The following is a 22,185-nucleotide window of genomic DNA, read 5'->3' as shown; positions in this document are numbered from 1 at the left end:
CCCACAATAGGCAGCAAGACAAACTGCGTGGTGTACCATTTGCGCCATGAGTTCGAGCACCCCGATCATCCCTCCCGGCACCCGGCGCCTGCGCATTCTGCTGGCGCTTCCAAAACTTGGCGTCGTCTTGCTTTTGGCTGCGGTTGTCGCGCTACTTTGGCTGCTCCAGCAAAATGAAATAGACGAGGAACGCACCAGCCTGATCAAAGATGTTCTCTGGCTCGAACAAAACGTCCGCTTCCATCTCAGCGGCACAGAAGAACAAATGCAGGAACTGGCCTCGGAATTAAGCATGGGGGCCGAATCAAAGAAAACATTCCGGCTGCGCGCCGGGCACATACTCAAGAACAACTCCGATGTATCGCAAATTCTGTGGTTCGACAAACGCCGCAATGTGGTCGATGCCATTCCGGCCGCCGGCCCACCCGATGGAGAAATCGAATCGTTCGGCCCTCCCGTCACGCAAAAAGCATTCGAACTGGCCGCCCGGCTTGGCAAGCGCATTTACAGTGAACCGTTCCTGCTGACCGGCAATACAGCACACTTTGAAATTGCCGTACCAATCTTCGTCGACCGCGAGTTTGTCGGCGCGCTGGTTGCTGTGTACAGCTTCGACACCCTGCTGGCCGATCTCGTACCCTGGTGGTTTGCCGAAAAATATCAAGTCACCATCATTGACGACAACGATATCCAGTACGCCGCAAAATCGAATATTCAGGGCACACCACACATCAGCTACAACCTGCCGTTCGAACCCCCTGGCTATGGCTTGCAATTTCGCGTCACCAGCTACCAGACAGCGGCCAATCCCCTGCAACGCCTGCTGGCTGGTGCCATCCTTCTCCTGGCTGGCGGCGTATTCTGGAGCCTCTGGCTGGTCCGCGATCTGATGAAAAAACGCTCGCGAGCAGAGGAGGCGCTCAGAGCTGAACACGCCTTTCGTACCGCCATGGAAAACTCACTGACGGTTGGCATGCGCGCTCGCGACCTGAAAGGCGAAGTCATCTACGTTAACCCTGCCTTCTGCAAGATCACCGGTTTCAGCAGCGAAGAGCTGGTCGGCAAAGTTCCACCAATGCCCTACTGGGTACCAGAGCAGATCGACGAAACGTTTGCCGTCCATCAGGCCGTCATGGCCGGCGAAGCCCCGCCCGACGGCTTCGAGATGACTTTCATGCGCAAAAACGGCGAGCGTTTTCACGCACTGGTTTACGAAGCAAAACTGATTGACGGCAACGGCCTGCACACCGGCTGGATGGCATCCGTACTCGACGTCACCGAGCGCCGGCGAGCCGAAGAACTGGCTCGGCAACAACAGGAACAACTGCAGTTCACTGCCCGCCTGGTCACCATGGGTGAAATGGCATCGACGCTGGCCCACGAACTGAACCAGCCACTCGCCGCCATTGCCAGCTACAACAGCGGCTGCCTGAACTTGCTCGAACGCCCCAACGTTGCGGCGCAAGAAATCCGGCCCGCACTCGAAAAACTGGGCGTCCAGGCGCAGCGAGCCGGCAAGATCATCCGCCGGGTCCATGACTTCGTCCGCAAGAGCGAACCCAAGCGCGCCCCCTGTGCCATCGGCGAAGTCATCGAGGACTGCCTCGGCTTTGTCGAGGCGGATGCCCGCAAGTACCACATCCGGATCGACTGCGAGATTCCCCGTCTCCCGCCCATCCCGGCAGACCGTCTGATGCTCGAACAGGTGCTGCTCAACCTGATCCGCAACGCCATGGAAGCCATGAGCGCCACCCCGGAACCACATCGTATCCTGCGCATTGCCACGGAACTCAGCGAAACCGAATTGAGCGTCAGCGTCAGCGATCACGGCAGTGGCATCAGCCAAGAAATCCGCGACAAGCTATTCACCGCTTTCTTCACAACCAAGCCCGAAGGCATGGGCGTTGGCCTCTCGATCTGTCGCTCGATCATTGAATTTCATCGCGGTCGACTGTGGGCGGAAGACAATATTCAATCTCCCACAGGCACCGGCACGATATTTACGTTCACACTTTCCCTGGAAGCCGCATGAACACGCCCCAAGCCCATCTGGTCGATGACGACGAAGCCATCCTTGACGCGCTGGCCTGGTTACTTAAAACACGGGCCATTCCCTGCACCACCTACGCATCGGCCGAAGCATTCCTGGCCGCCTGGAGTCCAAGTACGAATGGCTGCGTCGTACTCGACATGCGCATGTCCGGGATGAGCGGCCTCGATTGCTTTGATCAGTTGCGCGAACGCCAATCCACACTCCCCGTCATTTTCCTGACCGGCCACGGCGACGTCCCCCTGGCCGTAGCCACGCTGAAAAAAGGCGCCTTCGATTTCTTCGAGAAACCGCTGAACGACAATGAACTGGCGACGCGCATTGAACAAGCCATGGAGCTTGATGCGCGACAACGCGCAGCCAATGCCACGGTCGACTCGGTCAAAACCCGACTTTCCAGCCTGACAACACGCGAGCGCCAGATCATGGAACTGGTCCTGGCCGGCAAGTTCAACAAGGTCATTGCCGACGAACTGAATATCAGCATGCGCACCGTCGAAGTACATCGCGCCAACCTTTTCGACAAAATGCAGGTCAAGACCGCAGTCGAGCTGGCCAATTTGCTAAAACCCGGACAGTAACGCTTCCCTAAGCCCTTTTTTTTCGCTAGCATCTTGCCAAATTGACCCGCGCCCTCCCGGGCGCAAACCTGATATTAGTCACACCCCATCCCACGAGGCATTTAATGAGCGAGCACATCCATTACGTCACCGACGACACCTTTGAAGCCGAAGTGCTGCAGGCGCAGCAACCGGTTCTGGTCGACTACTGGGCAGAATGGTGCGGTCCGTGCAAGATGATTGCACCCATCCTCGACGAAATCGCCAACGAATACGCTGGCAAACTCAAGGTCACCAAGGTCAACATCGATGACAACCAGGCCACCCCGGCCAAGTTCGGCATCCGTGGCATCCCGACCCTGATGATCTTCAAGAATGGCAATGTCGAAGCAACCAAGGTTGGCGCACTGTCCAAGTCGCAACTTGCCGCATTTATTGACAGCAACCTGTAATCTCCGTAGTCTCCCGGCCTGAAGGTGCGTTCTGTACCTTCAGGCAGACGCTAGAGCCACCGGCCGGCGTCAATCACTCCCCTCTCCAGGAAAATCGCACCCCCTCCGGCCCGGATTCCGTCCGTCCCGCCCAGGTGCCACATATTCGCACACATGCAACTTTCCGAACTAAAGACGCATCACGTCAGCAAACTGCTCGACATGGCCACCGAGGCCGGCATCGAGAATGCCAACCGGATGCGCAAGCAAGAACTGATTTACGCCATCCTCAAACACGAAGCCAAAAAGGGCGTCACCATCTACGGCGACGGCACCCTTGAAGTGCTCTCCGATGGTTTCGGCTTCCTTCGCTCGCCGGATACGTCATACCTGGCCAACACCGACGACATCTACGTCTCTCCCTCCCAGGTCCGCCGTTTCAACCTGCGGACTGGTGACACCATCGCCGGTGAAATCCGGACGCCGAAAGATGGCGAACGCTATGTCGCGCTGACCAAGCTTGAATCGATCAATGGCTTCCCGCCGGAAGCCAACAAGAACAAGATCATGTTCGAGAACCTGACGCCGTTGCATCCGACGCGTCATCTCAAGCTCGAACGCGACATCAAGTCCGAAGAAAACATCACCAGCCGCGTCATCGACATGATTGCCCCGATCGGCTGCGGCCAGCGCGGCCTGCTCGTCGCGCCGCCAAAGACCGGCAAGACGGTGATGCTGCAAAATATCGCGCACGCCATCACGGCCAATCATCCGGAAGTCGTCCTCATCGTCCTGCTGATCGATGAGCGCCCGGAAGAAGTGACTGAAATGACCCGCACGGTGAAGGGTGAAGTCGTCGCCTCGACCTTCGACGAGCCGGCCTCGCGCCATGTCGCGGTCGCCGAAATGGTCATCGAGAAGGCCAAGCGCCTGGTCGAACACAAGAAGGATGTCGTCATCCTGCTCGACTCGATCACCCGCCTCGCCCGCGCTTACAACACCGTCCAACCTGCTTCCGGCAAGGTGCTGACCGGCGGCGTCGACGCCAACGCCCTGCAGAAGCCGAAGCGCTTCTTCGGTGCGGCGCGCAACATCGAGGAAGGCGGTTCACTGACCATCCTCGCCACGGCGCTGATCGACACCGGCTCGCGCATGGACGAAGTGATCTACGAAGAATTCAAGGGCACCGGCAACTCGGAAATCCACCTCGACCGCCGCATGGCCGAGAAGCGGATGTACCCGGCGGTCAACGTCAATCGCTCCGGCACGCGCCGCGAAGAGCTGCTGCTCAAGCCGGACGTGCTGCAGAAGATGTGGGTCCTGCGCAAGCTCTGCTACCCGATGGACGATCTGGAAGCCATGGAATTCCTGCTCGACAAGGTCAAATCGACCAAGGGCAACCAGGAATTTTTCGACGCCATGCGTCGCGGCTAAGCCCAGCAAAAACCATATCCCGATTTATATTGCAAGCGCGTGATTATTAGAGGATAATCACGCGTTTTCCAGGTCGGCCACATCCGCCGGTCGCGTAACGAAAGGACACAAAATGAAAGCCGCCATCCATCCTGAATACAATGATCTGAAGGTTTCCTGCTCCTGTGGCAGCAACTTCACGACCAAGTCGACCATGAAGAAAGACCTTCACGTCGAAGTTTGCTCGCTCTGCCACCCGTTCTACACCGGCAAGCAGAAGATCGTCGACACCGCCGGTCGCGTTGAAAAGTTCAACCAGAAATTCGGCGCCATGCGCGGCAAGGCTGCTGCCTGATCGCTCTGAACAGGACGCAAAAAGGCAGCCATTCGGCTGCCTTTTTCATTTGTGCAAAAAATGCCTGATCACACCACACACCCGCTCTCGCTGATCCGGCGTGGCATCAGCCTGCCTCCGGCGGGCTGGGTGCTGGCTGCAATCCTGGCTTTTTATGTGCTGGCCGGTCTGTTTGGCCGCGACCCATGGAAAGGCGAAGACGCCATTCACATCGGGACAGCCTGGCACATGCTGTCCTACAGCGACTGGCTATCGCCCGACCTGGCCGGCCGCGCTTTCCACGAACCCCCGCTCTATTACTGGAGCGCCGCACTGACCGGCAAGCTGTTCGGCTGGCTGCTGCCGCTGCATGAGGCCATGCGACTGGCCAGCGGCATCTGGGTCGCCCTCGCACTGACCGGCCTGTACTATGCCGGCCGCGAACTGTACGGCCAGGACAGTGCCGCGGCCAGTCCGCTGCTGCTGGCGGGTTGCGCCGGCCTGCTTTTCCATGCCCACGACGCCCAGCCGATGCTGATCGGCTTGGCGGCTTATGCCGGCACACTGGGGGCACTGGCGGCGATTGGCCGCCGCCCACGACTGACCGGCGTTTTCTACGGTGTCGCAATTGCCGGCTGCCTGCTAGGTACCGGTATCGCCCCAACGCTCCCGCTGCTTGCCATCGCCCCGCTCGCCTGGTGGCTCTCGCCGGATCGCCCGAAAGCATTGCAGACGCTGCTTGTCGGCCTAGTCATTGCCGGGTTGCTAATCCTGCCCTGGCCGACCCTGTTACTTTACTTTGAACCGGCCCGTTTTCATGGCTGGCTAGCCACCGAACTGGCACCACTGAAAACGCCATTTTCACCAGGTGGAGCCGGTCGCTTCCTCTCCATGCTGCCCTGGTTTGCCTTTCCTGCCCTGCCCCTGGCCGGCTGGACGCTATGGACCCGACGCAAAGCCATCTCGGCCGCACCGCAACTGCTGCCCCTGGTGTTTCTGCTGATTACATTATTACTGCTCGCCCTGGCTTACCGCCCGCGTGAAATTCCTGCCTTGCTGATGCTGCCGCCACTCGCCCTGCTTGCCACACCGGGCGCGCTCACACTGCGCCGTGGTGCAGCCAATGCATTTGACTGGTTTGCAATGATGACCTTCAGCCTGTTTGTCGGGCTGGTCTGGCTTTGCTGGTCGGCCATGGCACTTGGCTGGCCAGCCAAACTGGCCACTCGCGTCACGGTCTTGCGCCCTGGCTTTATCGGCCATCTCGACTGGATCGCCTTGCTCATCGGCCTGGTCGCAACGCTCTGGTGGGCCTGGCTGATCATCACCGCACCGCGCTCACCCTATCGCAGTCTGACACACTGGACACTGGGCTTCACGACCTTGTGGCTGCTGGCAACAACACTGATTCTGCCGTGGTTCGACTATGGCAAAAGCTACCGCCCGGTTGCCCAGGCCATCGCCCACGCCCTGCCAGATGACCATGGCTGCCTGGCCGAACGCGGCCTGACCGATGCCCAACGCGCTTCGCTCGCCTACTTCGTCGGCATTGAACCGGCATCATTCGATACGCCAGCCGGAAAATCCTGTGACTGGCTGCTTGTCGGAGGAGACACCAAACGCGAACTGGCCGCACCGGGAGTCCACTGGACCAAGGTGTGGGAAGGCAGCCGTCCGGGTGACCGCAAGGAAAAATTCCGCTTGTTGCAGCGTTGACCGCAACCGAACACCCCAAAAAAAATTCCCGCCGCAGCGGGAATCCTGATTTCAGCAAACGACGATCACTGGCCACCTTGCGGCTTGGCCAGGAAATGCTCCCGGTAATACTTCAACTCATCGATCGACTCGTAAATATCGGCCATCGCCGTATGTTTGCTCTTCTTCTTGAAGCCCTTGTAAATCTCGGGCTGCCAGCGCTTGCACAACTCTTTCAAAGTGCTGACATCAAGATTGCGATAGTGGAAGAAGTCTTCCAGGGTTGGCATATAGCGCGCCATGAAACGGCGATCCTGGCCGATTGAATTGCCGCACATCGGCGAATTTCCCTTGGAGGAATACTTCTTCAGGAACTCCAGTGCGGCCTGCTCGACCTCAGCCTCGTTCATGGTCGACGCCTTGACCTTGTCGATCAACCCGGAACGGCCGTGCGTCTTCTGGTTCCACTCATCCATCGCCGCCAGTCGCTCATCGGACTGATGCACCACCCACGAAGGCGACTCTGCGACCATTTCAAGCTCGGAATTGGTCACCACCATGGCCATTTCGATGATCCGGTCGCCATCCGGATTCAGGCCGGTCATTTCCATATCCAGCCAGACGAGGTTGTTTGCATTCCCTGCCATATAATTGCCCGAATTCGTAAAAACCCAGATTTTCTCACAGCTTCGGCCTTCACTCAGTGACATCCCAATTTACCCTCCTGTTTCTTGCCGCCTTCACGCTGACCCTGTCGGCCCGCCTGTGGCTGACCCTGCGTCACATCCGCTTTGTCAGCGCCCACCGCACCAATGTACCGGGTGAATTTGCCGAACGCATCAGCCTGCCGGCTCATCAAAAAGCAGCCGATTACACCGTCGACCGCAGCAAATTCAGTTTGCAGACCACGCTGGTCGATGCAGCCCTGCTCCTCGCCCTGACACTGGGCGGCGGACTGGCATGGCTGCACGATTTCTGGACGATCCGGCTGGATGGCCTGAGCTACGGACTGGCCATCATTTTCAGCGTCATGTTTGTCTCGGCAATCATCGACCTGCCATTTTCGCTTTATCGCCAGTTCATCATCGAAGCCCGCCACGGCTTCAACCGGATGAGCCTCGGCCTGTTTTTCTCCGACCTGCTCAAGCAAAGCCTGATCGGCCTGCTGATCGGCACGCCGGTCATCCTGGCCGTACTCTGGCTGATGACCGCCATGGGCAACGCCTGGTGGTTTTACGTCTGGCTCTTCTGGTCCGCTTTCAACCTGCTGATCATGTTCATCTACCCGACCTGGATCGCGCCGCTGTTCAATAAATTCTCGCCACTCGAAGAGGGTGAGATGAAAACCCGGATCGAAGCTCTGCTGGCCCGTTGCGGCTTTCGCTCGAGCGGCCTGTTCGTGATGGACGGCTCGAAACGCTCAAGCCACGGCAACGCCTACTTCACCGGGTTCGGCAACAACAAGCGCATTGTCTTCTTCGACACCCTGCTGTCGCGTCTTGCACCGACCGAGGTCGAAGCCGTTCTAGCCCACGAACTGGGCCACTTTCGCAAACGCCACATCCTCCAGCGCATCGTGCTGATGTTTGCCGTCTCGCTCGGCTTCCTCTGGCTGCTCGGACAACTGATCGACGCCACCTGGTTTTATAACGGCCTCGGCGTACCTGCCCAGAACACGGCGCTGGCGCTGGTCCTGTTCTTTCTCATCATCCCGGTCTTCACCTTTCCGCTGGCCCCGCTCGGCAGCTACCTGTCGCGCCGCAACGAATTCGAGGCTGATGCCTACGCCGCCGAACACGCCAGTGCCGGCGACCTGGTCCGGGCGCTGGTCAAACTGTACGAAGACAATGCCTCGACACTGACGCCCGATCCGCTGCACTCGCTGTTCTATGATTCGCACCCACCAGCCGCCCAGCGCATCGCCCACCTGCAGGGAGCCGCACAATGATGGAAGGTCGCGTCATTGCCGCCCATGGCCGCCAGTACGTGGTCGAACTACCCGATGGCACACGCCTGCCCTGCGTGCCGCGCGGCAAGAAAAGTGAAGTCGTCTGCGGCGACCGGCTCGATATCGAGCGCACCTCCGACAATCAAGGCGTCATCGAAGGCATCCAGCCTCGCTCCAGCCTGCTGCACCGCTCGAACGAGCACAAACAGAAGCTGATCGCCGCCAATGTCGATCAACTGGTGGTCGTCGTGGCGACCGAACCGGCTTTTTCCGACGAGTTGCTGACACGGGCGCTTCTGGCCGCCGAGAGTGAAGAAATTCGCCCGCTCATCGTCCTCAACAAGTGCGATCTGAGCGACAAGCTCCCGGCCGCCCGTGAGCGCCTGAAAATATTTGCCGAGATCGGCTACCCCATTCTCGAACTCTCAGCCCTGGCACACGCCGAAGATCTCCGGCCGTCGCTGCACGGCGTCACCAGCGTGCTGGTTGGCCAGTCCGGTATGGGCAAATCGACACTGGTCAACGCACTGGTCCCGGAAGCCAACGCCGCAACCCGTGAAATTTCGCTGGCGCTGGATTCCGGCAAACACACGACAACGCACGCCACGCTTTACCACCTCGACAGCGAAAGCCACCTGATCGACTCCCCCGGCCTGCAGGAATTCGGCCTGGGCCACCTGGATCGCCAGGACATCGAATATGCCTTCCGCGAATTTCGGCCCTTCCTCGGCCAGTGCCGCTTCCGCGACTGCCAGCACAACCGCGAACCCGATTGCGCCCTGACTGCCGCGGTCAACGCCGGAAAAATCAACGAAAGACGCTTTGCGGTTTATCACCGGCTGATGGGAACACTACGCCCAAGCTGAAAATATCTGGCAAATCATCAGCGCAAAGATAAAGCAACTTCGATCAGTAGCAATATTGGCAGTTCAAGGTGATAATTCTGACAAAGTCGCCACTCTTGGCATGACTGGAGAAAACACATGGCCGCCAGGCAGCCGACCGTACTGATTGTCGATGACACACCGGAGAATCTCAGCGTTCTCGGTGAGCTGTTGCAACCGGCCTACCGCGTCCGTGCCGCCAACTCTGGCCGGCGGGCACTCCAGATTGCCCACGGCACGCCACAACCGGACCTCATCCTGCTGGATGTGATGATGCCGGAAATGGATGGCTACGATGTACTTGCAGCACTGCGCACCGACCCCGAAACCCGCCACATTCCGGTCATTTTCGTCACCGCGATGGATGCGACCGAGGATGAGGAACACGGACTGGCCTGCGGCGCCGTCGACTACATCACCAAGCCGCTGCGCCCGGCCATCGTGCTGGCACGCATCAGGACCCACCTTGAACTCAAGCAGGCGCGCGATTTCCTGAAAGACCAGAACAGTTTTCTCGAAGCCGAAGTCTCGCGCCGGATGGGTGAAAACCAGCTGATCCAGCAAGTCAGCATCCACGCCCTGGCCCGACTGGCCGAAACGCGCGACCCGGAAACCGGCAATCACCTGCGCCGAACCCAGGAATACGTTCGTACCCTGGCCAACAGCCTCAAATACCACCCGCGCTTTGCCGGCTACCTCGACGACCGGACGATTGATGCGCTCGCCAAGTCAGCGCCTCTGCACGACATCGGCAAAGTCGGAATTCCCGATCATGTGTTGCTCAAACCGGGCAAGCTGACGCCGGAAGAATGGGAAATCATGAAAACGCATGCAATTCTGGGGAGCAATGCCATTGCCCAAGCAGAAAAGGATGCGGAAAAGCCCGTTGAATTTCTTGCCATCGCCAAGGAAATTGCGCATTTCCATCATGAAAAATGGGACGGCAGCGGCTACCCGGAAGGGCTTTCCGGCGACAGGATTCCCATTGCGGCAAGACTGATGGCCCTCGCCGACGTATTCGACGCCCTCATCTGCCAGCGCGTCTACAAGCCGCCCATGCCTTACGAACAGGCACGTCAAATCATTCTTGAAGGCAGCGGCAAGCATTTCGATCCTGATATCGTGACCGCATTCAATCAGGAATTCGAGAAATTCACGATGATCGCCAACACCTACGCGGAATAAACCCGCCGGACGAGCAAGGGATACGTGACGATGAACGAACGCCCGCTCAAGGGATCGAACACAACCGGCGAGATATTGCTGGTCGTCGTGCCTTACGTCGTCTTTTCTGCGCTCTGGATCCTCATTTCGGATCAACTGGCCGAACAACTGTTCCCCGATCCCAAGCAGCACGTCCTGGTCAACATCTTGAAAGGCTGGCTTTTCATCGCCATCACGGCAAGCCTGCTTGTCCTGCTGATCCGGCGCCTGCTCGGGCGCAGCGAACGCCGCCAGCAAGGCGAACTGGCCGCCCGCGAGCTGGCCGACCGTGCTGCCGAGGAACTCGATGCCGAACGAGCCCAACTGCGCACCCTGCTCGACACCCTGCCCGATTTGATCTGGCTGAAAGATCCTGACGGGATTTATCTCAGCTGCAACAAGCGCTTCGAACAATTCTTCGGCGCCGACGAGGCGAGCATTATCGGAAAAACCGATTTTGACTTCGTCGACCGCGAACTGGCCGAGTTTTTCCGCGCCAACGATCAGGCCGCGCTGCATGCCAACGGCCCGCGCAGCAATGAAGAATGGGTCAGCTTTGCCTGCGACGGCCATCGCGAATTGCTCAATACGACCAAAGCGCCGATGCGCGATGGCGAAGGTCGCCTGGTCGGCGTTCTCGGCATCGGCCGCAACATGACCCAGATGCGCGAGTTGCAGGAGCGCTTTGAAGTTGCCTTCAACGCCAGCCCGGCGGCTGTTTCGCTGAGCACGGTGGAAGAAGGAATCTATCTTGAAGTCAATACGCGCTACGCCGACCTGATCGGCTGCAAGAGCGACGCACTGATCGGCCGCAGCGCCCCCGAACTCAATCTCTGGCACAACGCAGAAGAGCGCAATCACTGCCGTACAGCGCTGAAAGCAAGCGGCCGGATACAGGATTACCAGACCGAATGGTTAAGGACCGATGGCCGCGTGATTTTTGTCAGCATTTCTGCCGAAATCGTCACCCTGAGTAATACGCCCTACGTCCTTGCCTTCATTCTCGACATTTCCGAACGCAAGCGCGCCGAAGCTGCCGTTTCCGATTTGCAGAAACGACTGGCCACTGCCTTTCGTGCAGCACCGGTGGCTTCATGCATCACGCGCATGAGCGACGGCAAGCTGGTCGATGTCAATGAACGCCTGCTGCGCGAATATGGCTGGACACGTGAAGAACTGCTCGGCAAGACGACCACGGAAGCGGGCCTCTGGGGTAGCCCGGAAGAGCGCCGCAAAATGGTGGAAATTCTCCGCCGCGACAAGCGTGTGCTCAATTTTGACAGTGTCGGCATCGGCCGTGACGGACGCAAACGCCTGATCAGCCTGTCGGCCGAAATGGTCGACATGGAAGGCGTACCGCATCTGGTTGTTTATATCGATGATATTTCCGAGCGCCGGGCGGCCGAAGAAGCCCTGCGCGAACGCGAAGAACTGTATCGCAGCATTGTGACGCACGCACCGGACGGCATTTGCCTGATCGATCCGGAAACGCTGGAATTCCTCGAAATCAACGAATCGGCGACGCGCAGCCTGGGCTATACCCGGGAAGAGTTTGCCGGCAAGAATCTGCTCGACATTCAAGTGGACCTCGATGAAGCAGCCGTGCGCGGCTACCTGAAAGAAATCATCGTTCATGGCCGGCAGGTCTTTGAAAATCACCATATGCGCAAGGATGGCAGCATTCAGATCGCCCGAATCGGCGTCGCGGTCGTCGATGTTGGCGGCAAGCCGATGATCAGCTCGATCTGGCAGGACATCACGGTTCAAAAGCAGAACCAGCAGGAACTGGAAAATCATCGCAATCACCTTGAAATGCTGGTCAGCGAACGCACTGCGGAGCTGGCCGCCGCAAAGGAAGCCGCCGAACAAGCCAGCCAGGCAAAAACCACGTTCCTGGCCAACATGAGCCACGAAATCCGCACACCGATGAATGCCATCATCGGCCTGACGCATCTGGCCGAACGCAACACGCAGGACAAGAACCAGCTACATCGCCTCAACAAGGTCAGCGATGCGGCGCGCCACTTGCTGACGATCATCAACCAGATTCTCGATATTTCAAAAATCGAAGCCGGCAAGCTCGAACTCGAACCACTTCATTTCAGCCTCAACCAGATCGTCGACCACAGCACCCAGATGATCATCGATCGCTTGCAGTCGCGCGGTCTCGAATTCACCAAAACGATCGATCCAGCCTTGCCCGAAGTCTTGTTCGGCGACCCCCTGCGAATTCGCCAGATACTGCTCAACTACCTGACCAATGCGATCAAATTCACCGAGCGCGGGAGCATTTCGCTGAGCATCAGCCTGGTTTCGCAGACAGGCAACGACTTGCTCGTCCGCTTTGCCGTCAGCGACACCGGGATCGGTATTCCCGATGCCCACCAAGCTCGCATTTTCGATGCCTTCGAGCAGGCAGACAGCTCGACAACACGACGCTTTGGCGGTACCGGCCTCGGCCTGGCCATTGCCCGGCGGCTGGCAGAGTTGATGGGCGGTGAAACCGGCCTGAACAGTCGTGCCGGTCGAGGCAGTACGTTCTGGTTCACCGTTCGACTGCAGTGCGGGCAATCCGGGCAGCAAGAAAGCCTGCCCGCCTTGATGGACGATGCCGACCAGATTCTGGCCGACCACTTCCGGCAATCCCGCATCCTGCTGGCCGAGGACAACCCGATCAATCAGGAGGTCGCCCTCGACCTGCTGCGCAGCGTCGGCCTGCAAGCCGATCTCGCGGTCAACGGGGCAGAAGCCGTCGAAATGGTGGGGAAAAACGACTACGACCTGATCCTGATGGACATGCAAATGCCGGTCATGGACGGCATCACCGCGACACGCCACATTCGCCAGCTACCGGTCGGTCGCCGCATTCCGATTCTGGCCATGACCGCCAATGCCTTCGACGACGATCGAAACACCTGTCTCGCCGCAGGCATGAACGACCACATTCCGAAGCCGGTCAATCCGGATGTATTGTTTGCTGCACTGGCCCACTGGCTCTCAACCGACCTCACCCCGCCGCCCCCGGAAGCGAGCAGCGCAGCCGTCGTCTTTGCACCCGCCACCCTGGCCGAGATTCCTGGTCTTGACTACGCTTTCGGCCTGAATGCCGTACGTGGCCGGGTTGCCAGTTACGAGCGGCTACTCGGCAAATTTGCCAGAAACCATACGGGCGATTTCGATCTGATTCGCCAGCATCTACGCGATAACAACATCGATGAAGCACGCCGGTTGGCACATTCCCTGAAGGGAGCCGCCGGCGCACTGGGGGCTGCTGAGGTACAGAAAATCGCCGCCCAACTCGAAATGGCGATTCGCGACAAAGTTGAAATATCCGCCACCGAAGTCCTGCTCAAAAACACCGAACAACTCTACGGCACGCTCAGCCAGCAGTTGCATGCCCTGCTCGACACGGCCGCCCTGCCCGACCCTGAACAGGCCCTGCCGCAGCACCATGCCCGTCTGCTGGCCGATCTGCGCAAGCAACTGCACGAAGGGGAAATGAGCGCCCAGGAGTTGATCGAGCATCAGACCGAAACGCTGCGGGCGCTGTTCGGCCCACGTTTTCGCCTGTTCGAAGAAAAGGTTTCGGCCTTCGATTTCGAAGCAGCCCTGGCGCTGCTTGACGAAATCACGGGGAAAAACGCTTGACCAAGAACACAATCGACTCCGTTCCAATCGGACGCTGGGCACTGCCGGCACTGTTCGCCATTTGCAGCTTTCTGCTGATCGGCGGCATCCTGCTTTACCAGGCCGAACGTCAATACCAGTTGCACCAGGTCGGCGCCCAGTTGCAGGCCATCAGCGAACTCAAATCAGAGCAGATTACCAACTGGCGCAATGAACGCATCGCCGATGGCCAGGTCTTGACCGAAAGCGAATATTTCATTGCTGCGGTCGACGCCTTCCTGCAAGGCAAAACCAATGCCGACAGCCTGCGCCGCCACATGACGTCGCTCAAGAACAACTATCGTTACAGCGATATCCTGCTACTCGACGCCAACGGCGAAGCACGGCTCAGCCTGAATGCGCGGAATATCGCCATTCCCGACAGCATTCACCTGGTCCTGGAAGTTTCCCACCACATTCATCACGCCACACTGAGCGACCTGCACATTGCCCCGGATAACGGTCAGGTGCATGCCGACGTGGTTGTTCCGCTGCAGTCGGGACAGGGCAATTCGGCACGCCGGGTCGGTACGCTGTTGATGCAGATCGACCCCAGCGTCCATCTGTTTCCGATATTGAACGCATGGCCGCACCCCAGCCCAAGCGCGGAAACGCTGCTGGTCAGGCGCGACGGCGACCATGTGCTGTTTCTCAATGAGTTGCGCCAACGCAGCGGCTCCGCCCTGCGTCTCAGGCTGCCCGACAGCCGTCAGGATATTCCCTCCGTGATGGCCGTATTCGGCGGCATTCGCGGCATTGTCGAAGGCATCGATCACGAAGGCAGCCCAGTACTGGCCTCAATCCAGCCGGTTCCTGACACCAGTTGGTACATGGTCGCCAAGATCGCCCGGGATGAGGCGCTGGCCGAGTGGCAATACGCCTCGCGCCTGATCATTGCACTGACTGCCGGCCTGCTGCTCACTGCCATCATCGCCACGGCCTTCATGTACCAGACCCGCGGTCTACGCCGCTACCGGATGCTGTTTGAAACCGAGGCAGCAACCCGGGCCGAGCACCAGCGTTTCCAGGTTGCCTTCAACTCAAGCCCGCTCTGCGCCTCGATCACGCGGCTTGGCGATGGTCGGATTGTCGATGCCAACGATAATTTCCTGAGCAACTTCGGCTGGCGAAGAAGCGAAATGATCGGTCTGACCTCGATGGACGTCGGCCTCTGGCCAAACACTGAAATTCGCCAGGATTTTCTCGATTCGCTCGGCCCCGATGGACGTGTGATCAATCATGAAAGCATCTGGAAAGACCATTACGGCAAGATTCACCATGTCGAAATTTCCGCATCCTTGATCGACATTGCCGGTACGGCACACATCCTCGCCTTTACCGCCGACGTCACCGAACGCCGTCTGGCACAAGCCGAGCTGGAACATTATCGGCGCCGTCTCGAAGCCATGGTCGACGAGCGGACTTACGAACTGGCCATTGCCAAGGAGCACGCCGAACGGGCCAGCCGGGCCAAGAGTTCCTTCCTGGCCAACATGAGCCACGAGATCAGAACGCCGCTCAATGCCGTGATCGGACTGACGCACCTGATGCTGCGCGACTCGGACGACCCTCACCAACAGGAAAGGCTGGGCCGGATCACCGAGGCTGCGCGCCATCTGCTCAGCGTGATCAATGACATTCTCGATATCTCGAAAATCGAAGCCGAGAAACTGGAGCTTGAAGAAACCGATTTCTCGACCCAGCAAGTCATCGATGAAACACTGAAGATGGTCGAATTCAAGGCGCGCGACAAAGGGCTCGCCTTGATTGCCGAAATCTCCCCCGATTTGCCGCCCGGCTTGCATGGCGATCCGCTGCGGGTGCAACAGATTCTGCTCAATTTCCTGACCAATGCCGTCAAATTTACCGAACGCGGCCACGTTCGCTTGCGGGTTCGTGTCGTCAGCCGACAGGACAGCGAAATCATGCTGCGCTGCGAAGTTGAGGACACCGGCGTCGGCATTCCGGCGACCATCCGACCGCGCCTGTTCAAACCCTTCGAGCAGGCCGACGACTCAACGACACGCCACTTCGGCGGCACCGGGCTGGGTCTGGCGATTTGCCGTCGGCTGGCCCAGAAAATGGGCGGTGAAGCAGGCGTTGACAGCACGCCTGGCGAAGGCAGCACCTTCTGGGTCACACTCCGCCTGCAGCTTGCCAAACATGCCTTGATTGCCCGGAACACCACGGCCAACAATGATTGCGAAGCCGAGATTCGCGAAACGCGCAGCACCGCACGCATCCTGCTGGCCGAAGACAACCCGCTGAACCAGGAAGTGGCGCTCGACATGCTGGCCCATGCCGGCCTGATCGCCGATCTGGCCGAAGATGGTCAGCAAGCCGTCGCCATGGCCAGTGAAACCGATTACGACCTGATCCTGATGGATATTCAGATGCCGGTGATGAACGGACTGGAAGCGGCACGAACCATTCTGGCCCTGCCCGGACGGTCGACCGCAACAATCGTCGCCATGACCGCCAATGCCTTTGCCGAAGACCGGCTGGCCTGTCTCGCCGCCGGCATGGTCGATCACCTGGCCAAGCCGGTCGAACCGGCGGCACTGCACGATCTGCTGCTGCGCTGGCTGCCGGCCACAGAAGTACGCCAACCGGCAGCTGCGGCCGCCCCGCTGCTTGAAGTCCACGTCGCCAGCGGCCCCGAGAAAATTGTCAGCCAACTGGCCGCCCTGCCCGGTTTCGATACAGTCACAGGCCTCGCATCGCTGAATGGCAAGCCGGACAAATACGTCAAGCTGCTCGAACACTATCTGCAACATCACACGGATGTAGACCGCGCCATTCGCCAGGCACTCGACAACGGCGATTACCCGGCCGTACGTCACCAGGCGCATACGCTGAAAGGGGCGGCAGCCGCACTCGGGCTGAGCGACACCCGACAGGCGGCAGCCGAGCTGGAACAGGCGGTACGTCACGAAGAACCGTTGGAAAAACTGGAGACGCTGTTTGCTGAGCTGAGCGTCCGGCATGCCGCGCAGCGCGAAGCGCTGGCCGGCGTTCTCGGACAATCGCCCATCGTCCCGAAAACAACCGACCAGAACCCGGAAAGCGCATTGGCGGTCCTCCGGCAGATCGGCACCCTGCTGGCCGAAGACAATATCCGCAGCATCGAACTCGCCCGCGACAACGAATCGCAACTGCGCAGCCTGCTCGGCAAGGATTACGCACGAATGATTGATCATCTCGAAACATTTGACTTCCCGGCTGCCCTGAAAATCTTCAAACACTATCTGGCGGCACACCCGGAACTGGCAGAGGAAGCAACGACATGGCACTGATGAACTGGAATGCCCACTTTGTTACCGGCATTTCCATCGTCGACGAACAACACCAGCATCTGGTTCGCCTGATCAATCAAAGCGCGCCGGTTCTGGCACTGTCCTATGCCCGCAACCCCGACAAGGCCGAATCGCTGCTCGCCGAACTGACGCATTACGCGATCTATCATTTCCAGAACGAACATGAACTGATGGCGCAACACGGCATCGACCCGCGGCACCACCAGCATCACCTGAAATCGCACGGGGAATTCGCCACCACGGTGGCCGCCATGAAGGAAATGTACCAACGCGGCGAAGAAATCACCGGCGGCAAGCTGCTCAGCTTCCTGGCCAACTGGCTGGTCTTCCATATTCTGGGCGAAGATCAGGCCATGGCCCGCCAGATTCATGCCATCAGCAGAGGCATGAAACCGGTCGACGCCTACGACAGCGCCGAAGGCTATCGTAACGATCCGAAGCAGGAGGCGCTCACCCAGGCGCTGGTCGATCTCTACGCCTTGATGACCGAACAGAATCGCAGCCTGCTGGAGCTGAATCACGAACTGCGCGAGCACCGCGAACATCTGGCCGAACTGGTCAGCCAGCGCACGCACGAGCTGGAAATTGCCCGTGATGCAGCCGAAGCAGCCAATCGGGCAAAAAGCCGCTTCATCGCCAATCTGTCGCACGAAATCCGTACGCCGATGAACAGCATCGTCAGCCTCGGCTGGATACTGCACGAAAAAATCATCGATCCGGAGCAGCGTGAAAAGCTCCAGCAAATGAGCGGCGCAACGCAGCAACTGCTCAGCGTCATCAATGATCTGCTGGATATTTCACGCATCGAATCCGAGCAACTGAAACTGGAAACGCTCGATTTTTCGCCTCACCGGATGATCGAGCAGCTGATTGCCGACCACAAAGGTCGAGCCCTCCAGAAAGGCATCGCCTTCCAGGTCAAGCTACCGGAAAAGCTGCCGCTGCTCTTGCATGGCGACCCGATCCGGATTGGTCAGATCATCGGCAACTTCGTCAGCAACGCCATCAAATTCACGAATCAGGGCGAAGTCACGCTCAGTCTCCAGCAAAAACCGGGGCATCGGCCGGATCGCACGCTACTGCACTTTGCCGTACGCGATAGCGGCAGTGGTATTGCCGAGGAATTCCAGGAACGCCTGTTCCAGCCATTTGAGCAAGGCGACGTCTCATCGCGCCGAAAGCATGGCGGAACCGGCCTCGGGCTAGCCATCTGCAAACGCCTGAGCGACATGATGGGCGGAGAAATCGGGGTCAGCAGCACACTCGGCGAAGGCAGCATTTTCTGGTTTGAAATCGAGTTGACCGTGGTAGCCGCTGCCGCCACTTCGCCGGACAGCAAAGCGCCCGACCAGTCATCCGAGGTGTCCGCTCCGGCCACGATCCACTGGCAACGCATCAACGAAGCACTACGGCGCCTTGAACGACTGCTGGCGGAAGACGACATCCAGGCACTGACATTGTGGCGCGACATGGCGGATCAGTTTCACCCAGCGCTGGGTAGCGATGCCGTCCGTCTGGAAGGGGAAATCAAACGCTATGCCTTTGATGGCGCCCTGCTCGTCATCCGGTCGATCCTGGCAAAACTGCCAAACGATCAAGTCGACAAGGGCAACCGGACAGACGCCTGAACCTCGTTGCCGCAACCGCGATAATCGAGCTGGTCAAAGCTGACCATGGCCGACATGGCAATACCGCGCCCGTGCGTATCGAAAACACGCTCAGGACTCATTTCAAGATAAGGCCGCCAGTCAAAACCGGCGCCCTGATCGCGAATCAGGAAATGCAAGGCCTGTTCACTGCGACTGATTTGCAGCTCGGCGACACGGTCGCGGTAAGCCGGCAAGGCCAGGCGGCGCCGGATTTCGGCATTCAGGTCACCACTGTCGATCAGCGCTGATTTACCGACATAACCAATCGCCAGATTGCCATGCTCGATGGCGTTATCCATCAGTTCCGACAAACCCAGCGCGACGCGGGCCGGCTCGGGGGCTGCATTGGCAACCAGCGCGGCCAGATTGCGCGCCTCTTCCGGCGTGCGAAAGGCAAAGCGTCCTTCGATCAGGCCGGCCAGCCTCCGGTCCTGGGCCATGACCTGCTCGGTCAAGGCCTGATAGCCCCGGTAATCGCGCGTTGCAGCAGCCACGATAGCCAGCAGCGTGAAGGCTGAAAACGGCTTGATCAGGTAATAGTAAGCCCCCGCCTGCAAGCCATCGAGCACATCGCTTTCGCTGCCCATGGCGGTCTGCATGATGACCGGCACATGCATCATGTCCGGCCGCAGCTTGAGGCGACGCAAGATCTCGATGCCATCCATGTCGGGCATCATGCGGTCCAGCAGGATGGCACTGAAGCGCCCCGGACAAGCGTCGATCAACTGCCATGCTGCCGCGCCACTCCCGGCATCGGCCACGATGTAGCCGCTGTCCTGCAGATTATCGACCAGGATTTCCCGGCTGACCGGTTCATCATCGACAACCAGAATGCAAGGCGGCGTCATCGGCATGCTTTGTTCAGCACCTTCCCTGCAACCAGTCAGCCATGCCCAGACCGGCCTGTCGGCCGCTGGCCAGGCAGGCGGTCAGCAGATACCCCCCGGTCGGCGCTTCCCAGTCGAGCATTTCACCAGCGCAAAAGACACCGGGCATCTGGCGGAGCATCAGTTTTTCGTCCAAGCCTTCGAAACGCACACCACCCGCTGTACTGATCGCTTCGTCAATCGGCCGCGTCGCCGTGACCGGCACAGGCAGGGCCTTGATGCCGGCAGCCAGCAGGTTTGGCACGGTCAACGCCTCGGCTGGCAGCAATTCGCGCAGCAGCCCGGCCTTGACCCCTTCCAGCCCGATCCTGCGGCGCAGATGGTTGGCCAGCGAATCACGGCCCTGCGGACGCGACAGTTCGGCGCTCAAACGTTCAAGCGAACGCCCGGGGGCCAGGTCGAGATACAGGATCGCCTGCCCATCCCGCTCCAGCGCATCGCGCAGCGGCGCCGAGAGGGCATAGATCAAGCCGCCTTCAATACCACTGGCCGTGATGTTGAACTCGCCCTGCTGGGTACAGGCAGCCACCGAAGCGACGACCGGCTTGACCGGCTGGCCGGCAAAACGACGGCTGAAATGATCGCTCCAGGCGACATCGAAGCCGCAATTGCTCGGGCGCAATGGCGCGATATCGACGTCGCGTGCAGCCAGCAACGGCAGCCAGGCGCCATCGGAGCCGAGCTTGGCCCAACTGCCGCCGCCCAGCGCCAGGATCACCGCATCGGCAACGACATCGCGCTCGCCATCGGGTGTCGAAAAACGTAGCGCACCATCCGCCGTCCAGCCCTGCCAGCGATGCCGGACATGGAAATGGATACCCGCCAGGCGCAGTCGATGCAGCCAGGCACGCAACAACGGCGCGGCCTTCATTTCGGTAGGAAAAACCCGCCCCGAGGTACCGACGAAAGTATCGATGCCGAGGCCATGAATCCACTCACGCAGCGCCTGCGGATTGAACGCATCGAGCAGGCGGGCAATCTCCTGCTGGCGAGTGCCGTAACGACGGACAAAATCCGGCAGCGCTTCGGCATGCGTGATATTCATCCCGCCCTTGCCAGCCATCAGGAACTTCCGGCCGACGGAAGGCATGGCATCGAAAACGGCAATTTCCAGCCCGTCGACCGCAGCATCGGCCAGCACCTCGGCCGCCATCAGGCCGGCCGGGCCGCCGCCGATAATGGCAACGCGGCGCATTATTCGGCCTCCTTGACGATTTCGGCAAGGTTGTCCGGCAACGCTTCTTCGTCGAGCGGAATCACCGTGACGGCTACTTCCGGCTCGGCCCCGCCGCCACCGAGAATGATGCCGCGCAAAGGCGAAATGTCGCCAAAATCACGGCCGATGGCGATGGTGATGTGCTCGGTATCCGGCAGCAGGTTGTTAGTCGGATCGAAATCGACCCAGTTGCCGGGAAAACCCGGCGCATAGACCGAAACCCAGGCATGCGAGGCATCGGCACCGATCAGGCGCGGCTTGCCGGGGGGCGGGCGGGTCAGCAGATAGCCGCTGACATAACGTGCCGGCAAACCCAGGGCGCGCAGGCAAGCAATCATCAGATGGGCAAAATCCTGGCAGACGCCGCGTTTTTTTTCCAGCACTTCCATGACCGGCGTGGACACCGTCGTTGCCTCGGGATCGAACTTGAATTCGCGGAAAATCTTGGCCATCAGGGCTTCGGCCCCGACCAGCACCGGCCTGTCCGGCGGAAAACAATCGGCCGCGTACTCGGCCAGTTCATGCTTGATGCGGACATGGGCGCTTTCGAACAGGAAACGCGTCGCCGCAATATCATCCGGGTCCGGCTCGGTCGCATCGTAAGCCAGGCGATCGCGCAAGGTCTCCCACTCGACCGATTGCTCAAGAGCCTCGGGCCGGTGCGGTGTGACGGCCACACGCATCGACGAACGGATGCACAAGTTTTCATGCGGGGCATGAAAGGCAATCCAGCTCACCGGGTTGCCAAAAGCATCCAGGCCATCCCGCCGCCAGTTGGGCGGTGGATCGATCTCGATGCGCTGCTCCACGATCTGCTGCCAGTCAAGGATGCGGGGCGAAAGATGCAGTTGCTGCTGCGACAACGATACCGGGCTGCCGTAGTCGTAACTTGTCTCGTGCAGGACATGATAGCGGACGGGTGAATCTGCCAT

16 protein-coding genes are annotated in these 22,185 nt (G+C 59.5%); 12 read left to right on the top strand and 4 right to left on the bottom strand.

All coding sequences use genetic code 11. The features are described from left to right. Positions 1-46: 46 nt before the first annotated feature. The 6 genes from GBK02_RS07210 (at position 47) to GBK02_RS07185 (ending at position 6,504) form a co-directional block, all read left to right on the top strand. Positions 47-2,032 (top strand): PAS domain-containing sensor histidine kinase, encoded by a 1,986-nt coding sequence (locus tag GBK02_RS07210; RefSeq protein ID WP_203469052.1) that lies wholly within the window; start codon positions 47-49, stop codon positions 2,030-2,032. After that, positions 2,029-2,631, top strand: coding sequence for a response regulator transcription factor (locus GBK02_RS07205; protein WP_203469051.1), 603 nt, complete (start codon positions 2,029-2,031; stop codon positions 2,629-2,631). Before GBK02_RS07210 ends, GBK02_RS07205 begins: the two co-directional genes overlap by 4 nt. Positions 2,632-2,735: 104 nt before the next feature. Continuing rightward, a complete protein-coding gene (gene trxA / locus GBK02_RS07200) occupies positions 2,736-3,062 on the top strand; it encodes a thioredoxin TrxA (RefSeq protein ID WP_203469050.1) in 327 nt (108 codons plus the stop codon). Between the two features lie 153 nt (positions 3,063-3,215). Next, positions 3,216-4,475 carry a transcription termination factor Rho gene (gene rho, locus GBK02_RS07195; RefSeq protein ID WP_203469049.1) on the top strand — a complete coding sequence of 420 codons (1,260 nt, stop codon included), beginning with the start codon at positions 3,216-3,218 and terminating at the stop codon, positions 4,473-4,475. A gap of 112 nt (positions 4,476-4,587) precedes the next feature. Further along, positions 4,588-4,809, top strand: a complete 222-nt coding sequence (rpmE, locus tag GBK02_RS07190) for a 50S ribosomal protein L31 (protein WP_203469048.1) — start codon at positions 4,588-4,590, stop codon at positions 4,807-4,809. 60 nt (positions 4,810-4,869) lie between these two features. Further along, positions 4,870-6,504: a glycosyltransferase family 39 protein gene (locus tag GBK02_RS07185; RefSeq protein WP_203469047.1), complete on the top strand. Its 1,635-nt coding sequence runs from the start codon at positions 4,870-4,872 to the stop codon at positions 6,502-6,504. 65 nt (positions 6,505-6,569) lie between these two features. Here the strand turns inward: GBK02_RS07185 and orn are convergent, their stop codons facing one another. After that, positions 6,570-7,130 (bottom strand): oligoribonuclease, encoded by a 561-nt coding sequence (gene orn, locus GBK02_RS07180; protein WP_203469046.1) that lies wholly within the window; start codon positions 7,128-7,130, stop codon positions 6,570-6,572. A gap of 56 nt (positions 7,131-7,186) precedes the next feature. Here orn and GBK02_RS07175 point away from each other — a divergent pair, with 56 nt between their 5' ends. The 6 genes from GBK02_RS07175 to GBK02_RS07150 all read left to right on the top strand — a co-directional run bounded on the left by GBK02_RS07175 (position 7,187) and on the right by GBK02_RS07150 (position 19,129). Next, a complete protein-coding gene (locus GBK02_RS07175; RefSeq protein WP_203469045.1) occupies positions 7,187-8,431 on the top strand; it encodes a M48 family metallopeptidase in 1,245 nt (414 codons plus the stop codon). After that, positions 8,428-9,297, top strand: a complete 870-nt coding sequence (gene rsgA, locus GBK02_RS07170; protein WP_203469044.1) for a ribosome small subunit-dependent GTPase A — start codon at positions 8,428-8,430, stop codon at positions 9,295-9,297. Before GBK02_RS07175 ends, rsgA begins: the two co-directional genes overlap by 4 nt. 117 nt (positions 9,298-9,414) lie before the next feature. Then, positions 9,415-10,500 carry a two-component system response regulator gene (locus tag GBK02_RS07165; protein WP_203469043.1) on the top strand — a complete coding sequence of 362 codons (1,086 nt, stop codon included), beginning with the start codon at positions 9,415-9,417 and terminating at the stop codon, positions 10,498-10,500. A gap of 30 nt (positions 10,501-10,530) precedes the next feature. Beyond that, complete coding sequence (locus GBK02_RS07160; RefSeq protein ID WP_203469042.1) at positions 10,531-14,166, top strand: PAS domain S-box protein; 3,636 nt, start codon at positions 10,531-10,533, stop codon at positions 14,164-14,166. Next, on the top strand, positions 14,163-17,480 hold the full coding sequence (locus GBK02_RS07155) for an ATP-binding protein (RefSeq protein ID WP_203469041.1): 3,318 nt from the start codon (positions 14,163-14,165) through the stop codon (positions 17,478-17,480). The genes GBK02_RS07160 and GBK02_RS07155 overlap by 4 nt, the downstream gene beginning before the upstream one ends. After that, positions 17,471-19,129: a bacteriohemerythrin gene (locus GBK02_RS07150; protein WP_203469040.1), complete on the top strand. Its 1,659-nt coding sequence runs from the start codon at positions 17,471-17,473 to the stop codon at positions 19,127-19,129. The genes GBK02_RS07155 and GBK02_RS07150 overlap by 10 nt, the downstream gene beginning before the upstream one ends. Here GBK02_RS07150 and GBK02_RS07145 read toward each other — a convergent pair. The 3 genes from GBK02_RS07145 to GBK02_RS07135 are packed head-to-tail and all read right to left on the bottom strand — an operon-like array spanning position 19,096 to position 22,185. Continuing rightward, positions 19,096-20,004, bottom strand: coding sequence for a response regulator (locus GBK02_RS07145; protein ID WP_203469039.1), 909 nt, complete (start codon positions 20,002-20,004; stop codon positions 19,096-19,098). The two genes, GBK02_RS07150 and GBK02_RS07145, sit on opposite strands and share 34 nt — an antisense overlap. Before the next feature lie 7 nt (positions 20,005-20,011). Then, entirely contained in the window at positions 20,012-21,232 is a 1,221-nt protein-coding gene (locus tag GBK02_RS07140) for a TIGR03862 family flavoprotein (RefSeq protein WP_203469038.1), read from the bottom strand. Further along, the gene (locus GBK02_RS07135; RefSeq protein ID WP_203469037.1) at positions 21,232-22,185 is read right to left on the bottom strand and encodes a transglutaminase family protein; all 954 of its coding nucleotides are present in this window, start codon (positions 22,183-22,185) and stop codon (positions 21,232-21,234) included. The genes GBK02_RS07140 and GBK02_RS07135 overlap by 1 nt, the downstream gene beginning before the upstream one ends.

Source organism: Dechloromonas sp. TW-R-39-2 (assembly GCF_016864195.1).
Classification (GTDB): Bacteria; Pseudomonadota; Gammaproteobacteria; order Burkholderiales; family Rhodocyclaceae; genus Azonexus.
This window is presented reverse-complemented; position numbering and strand designations above follow the sequence as displayed.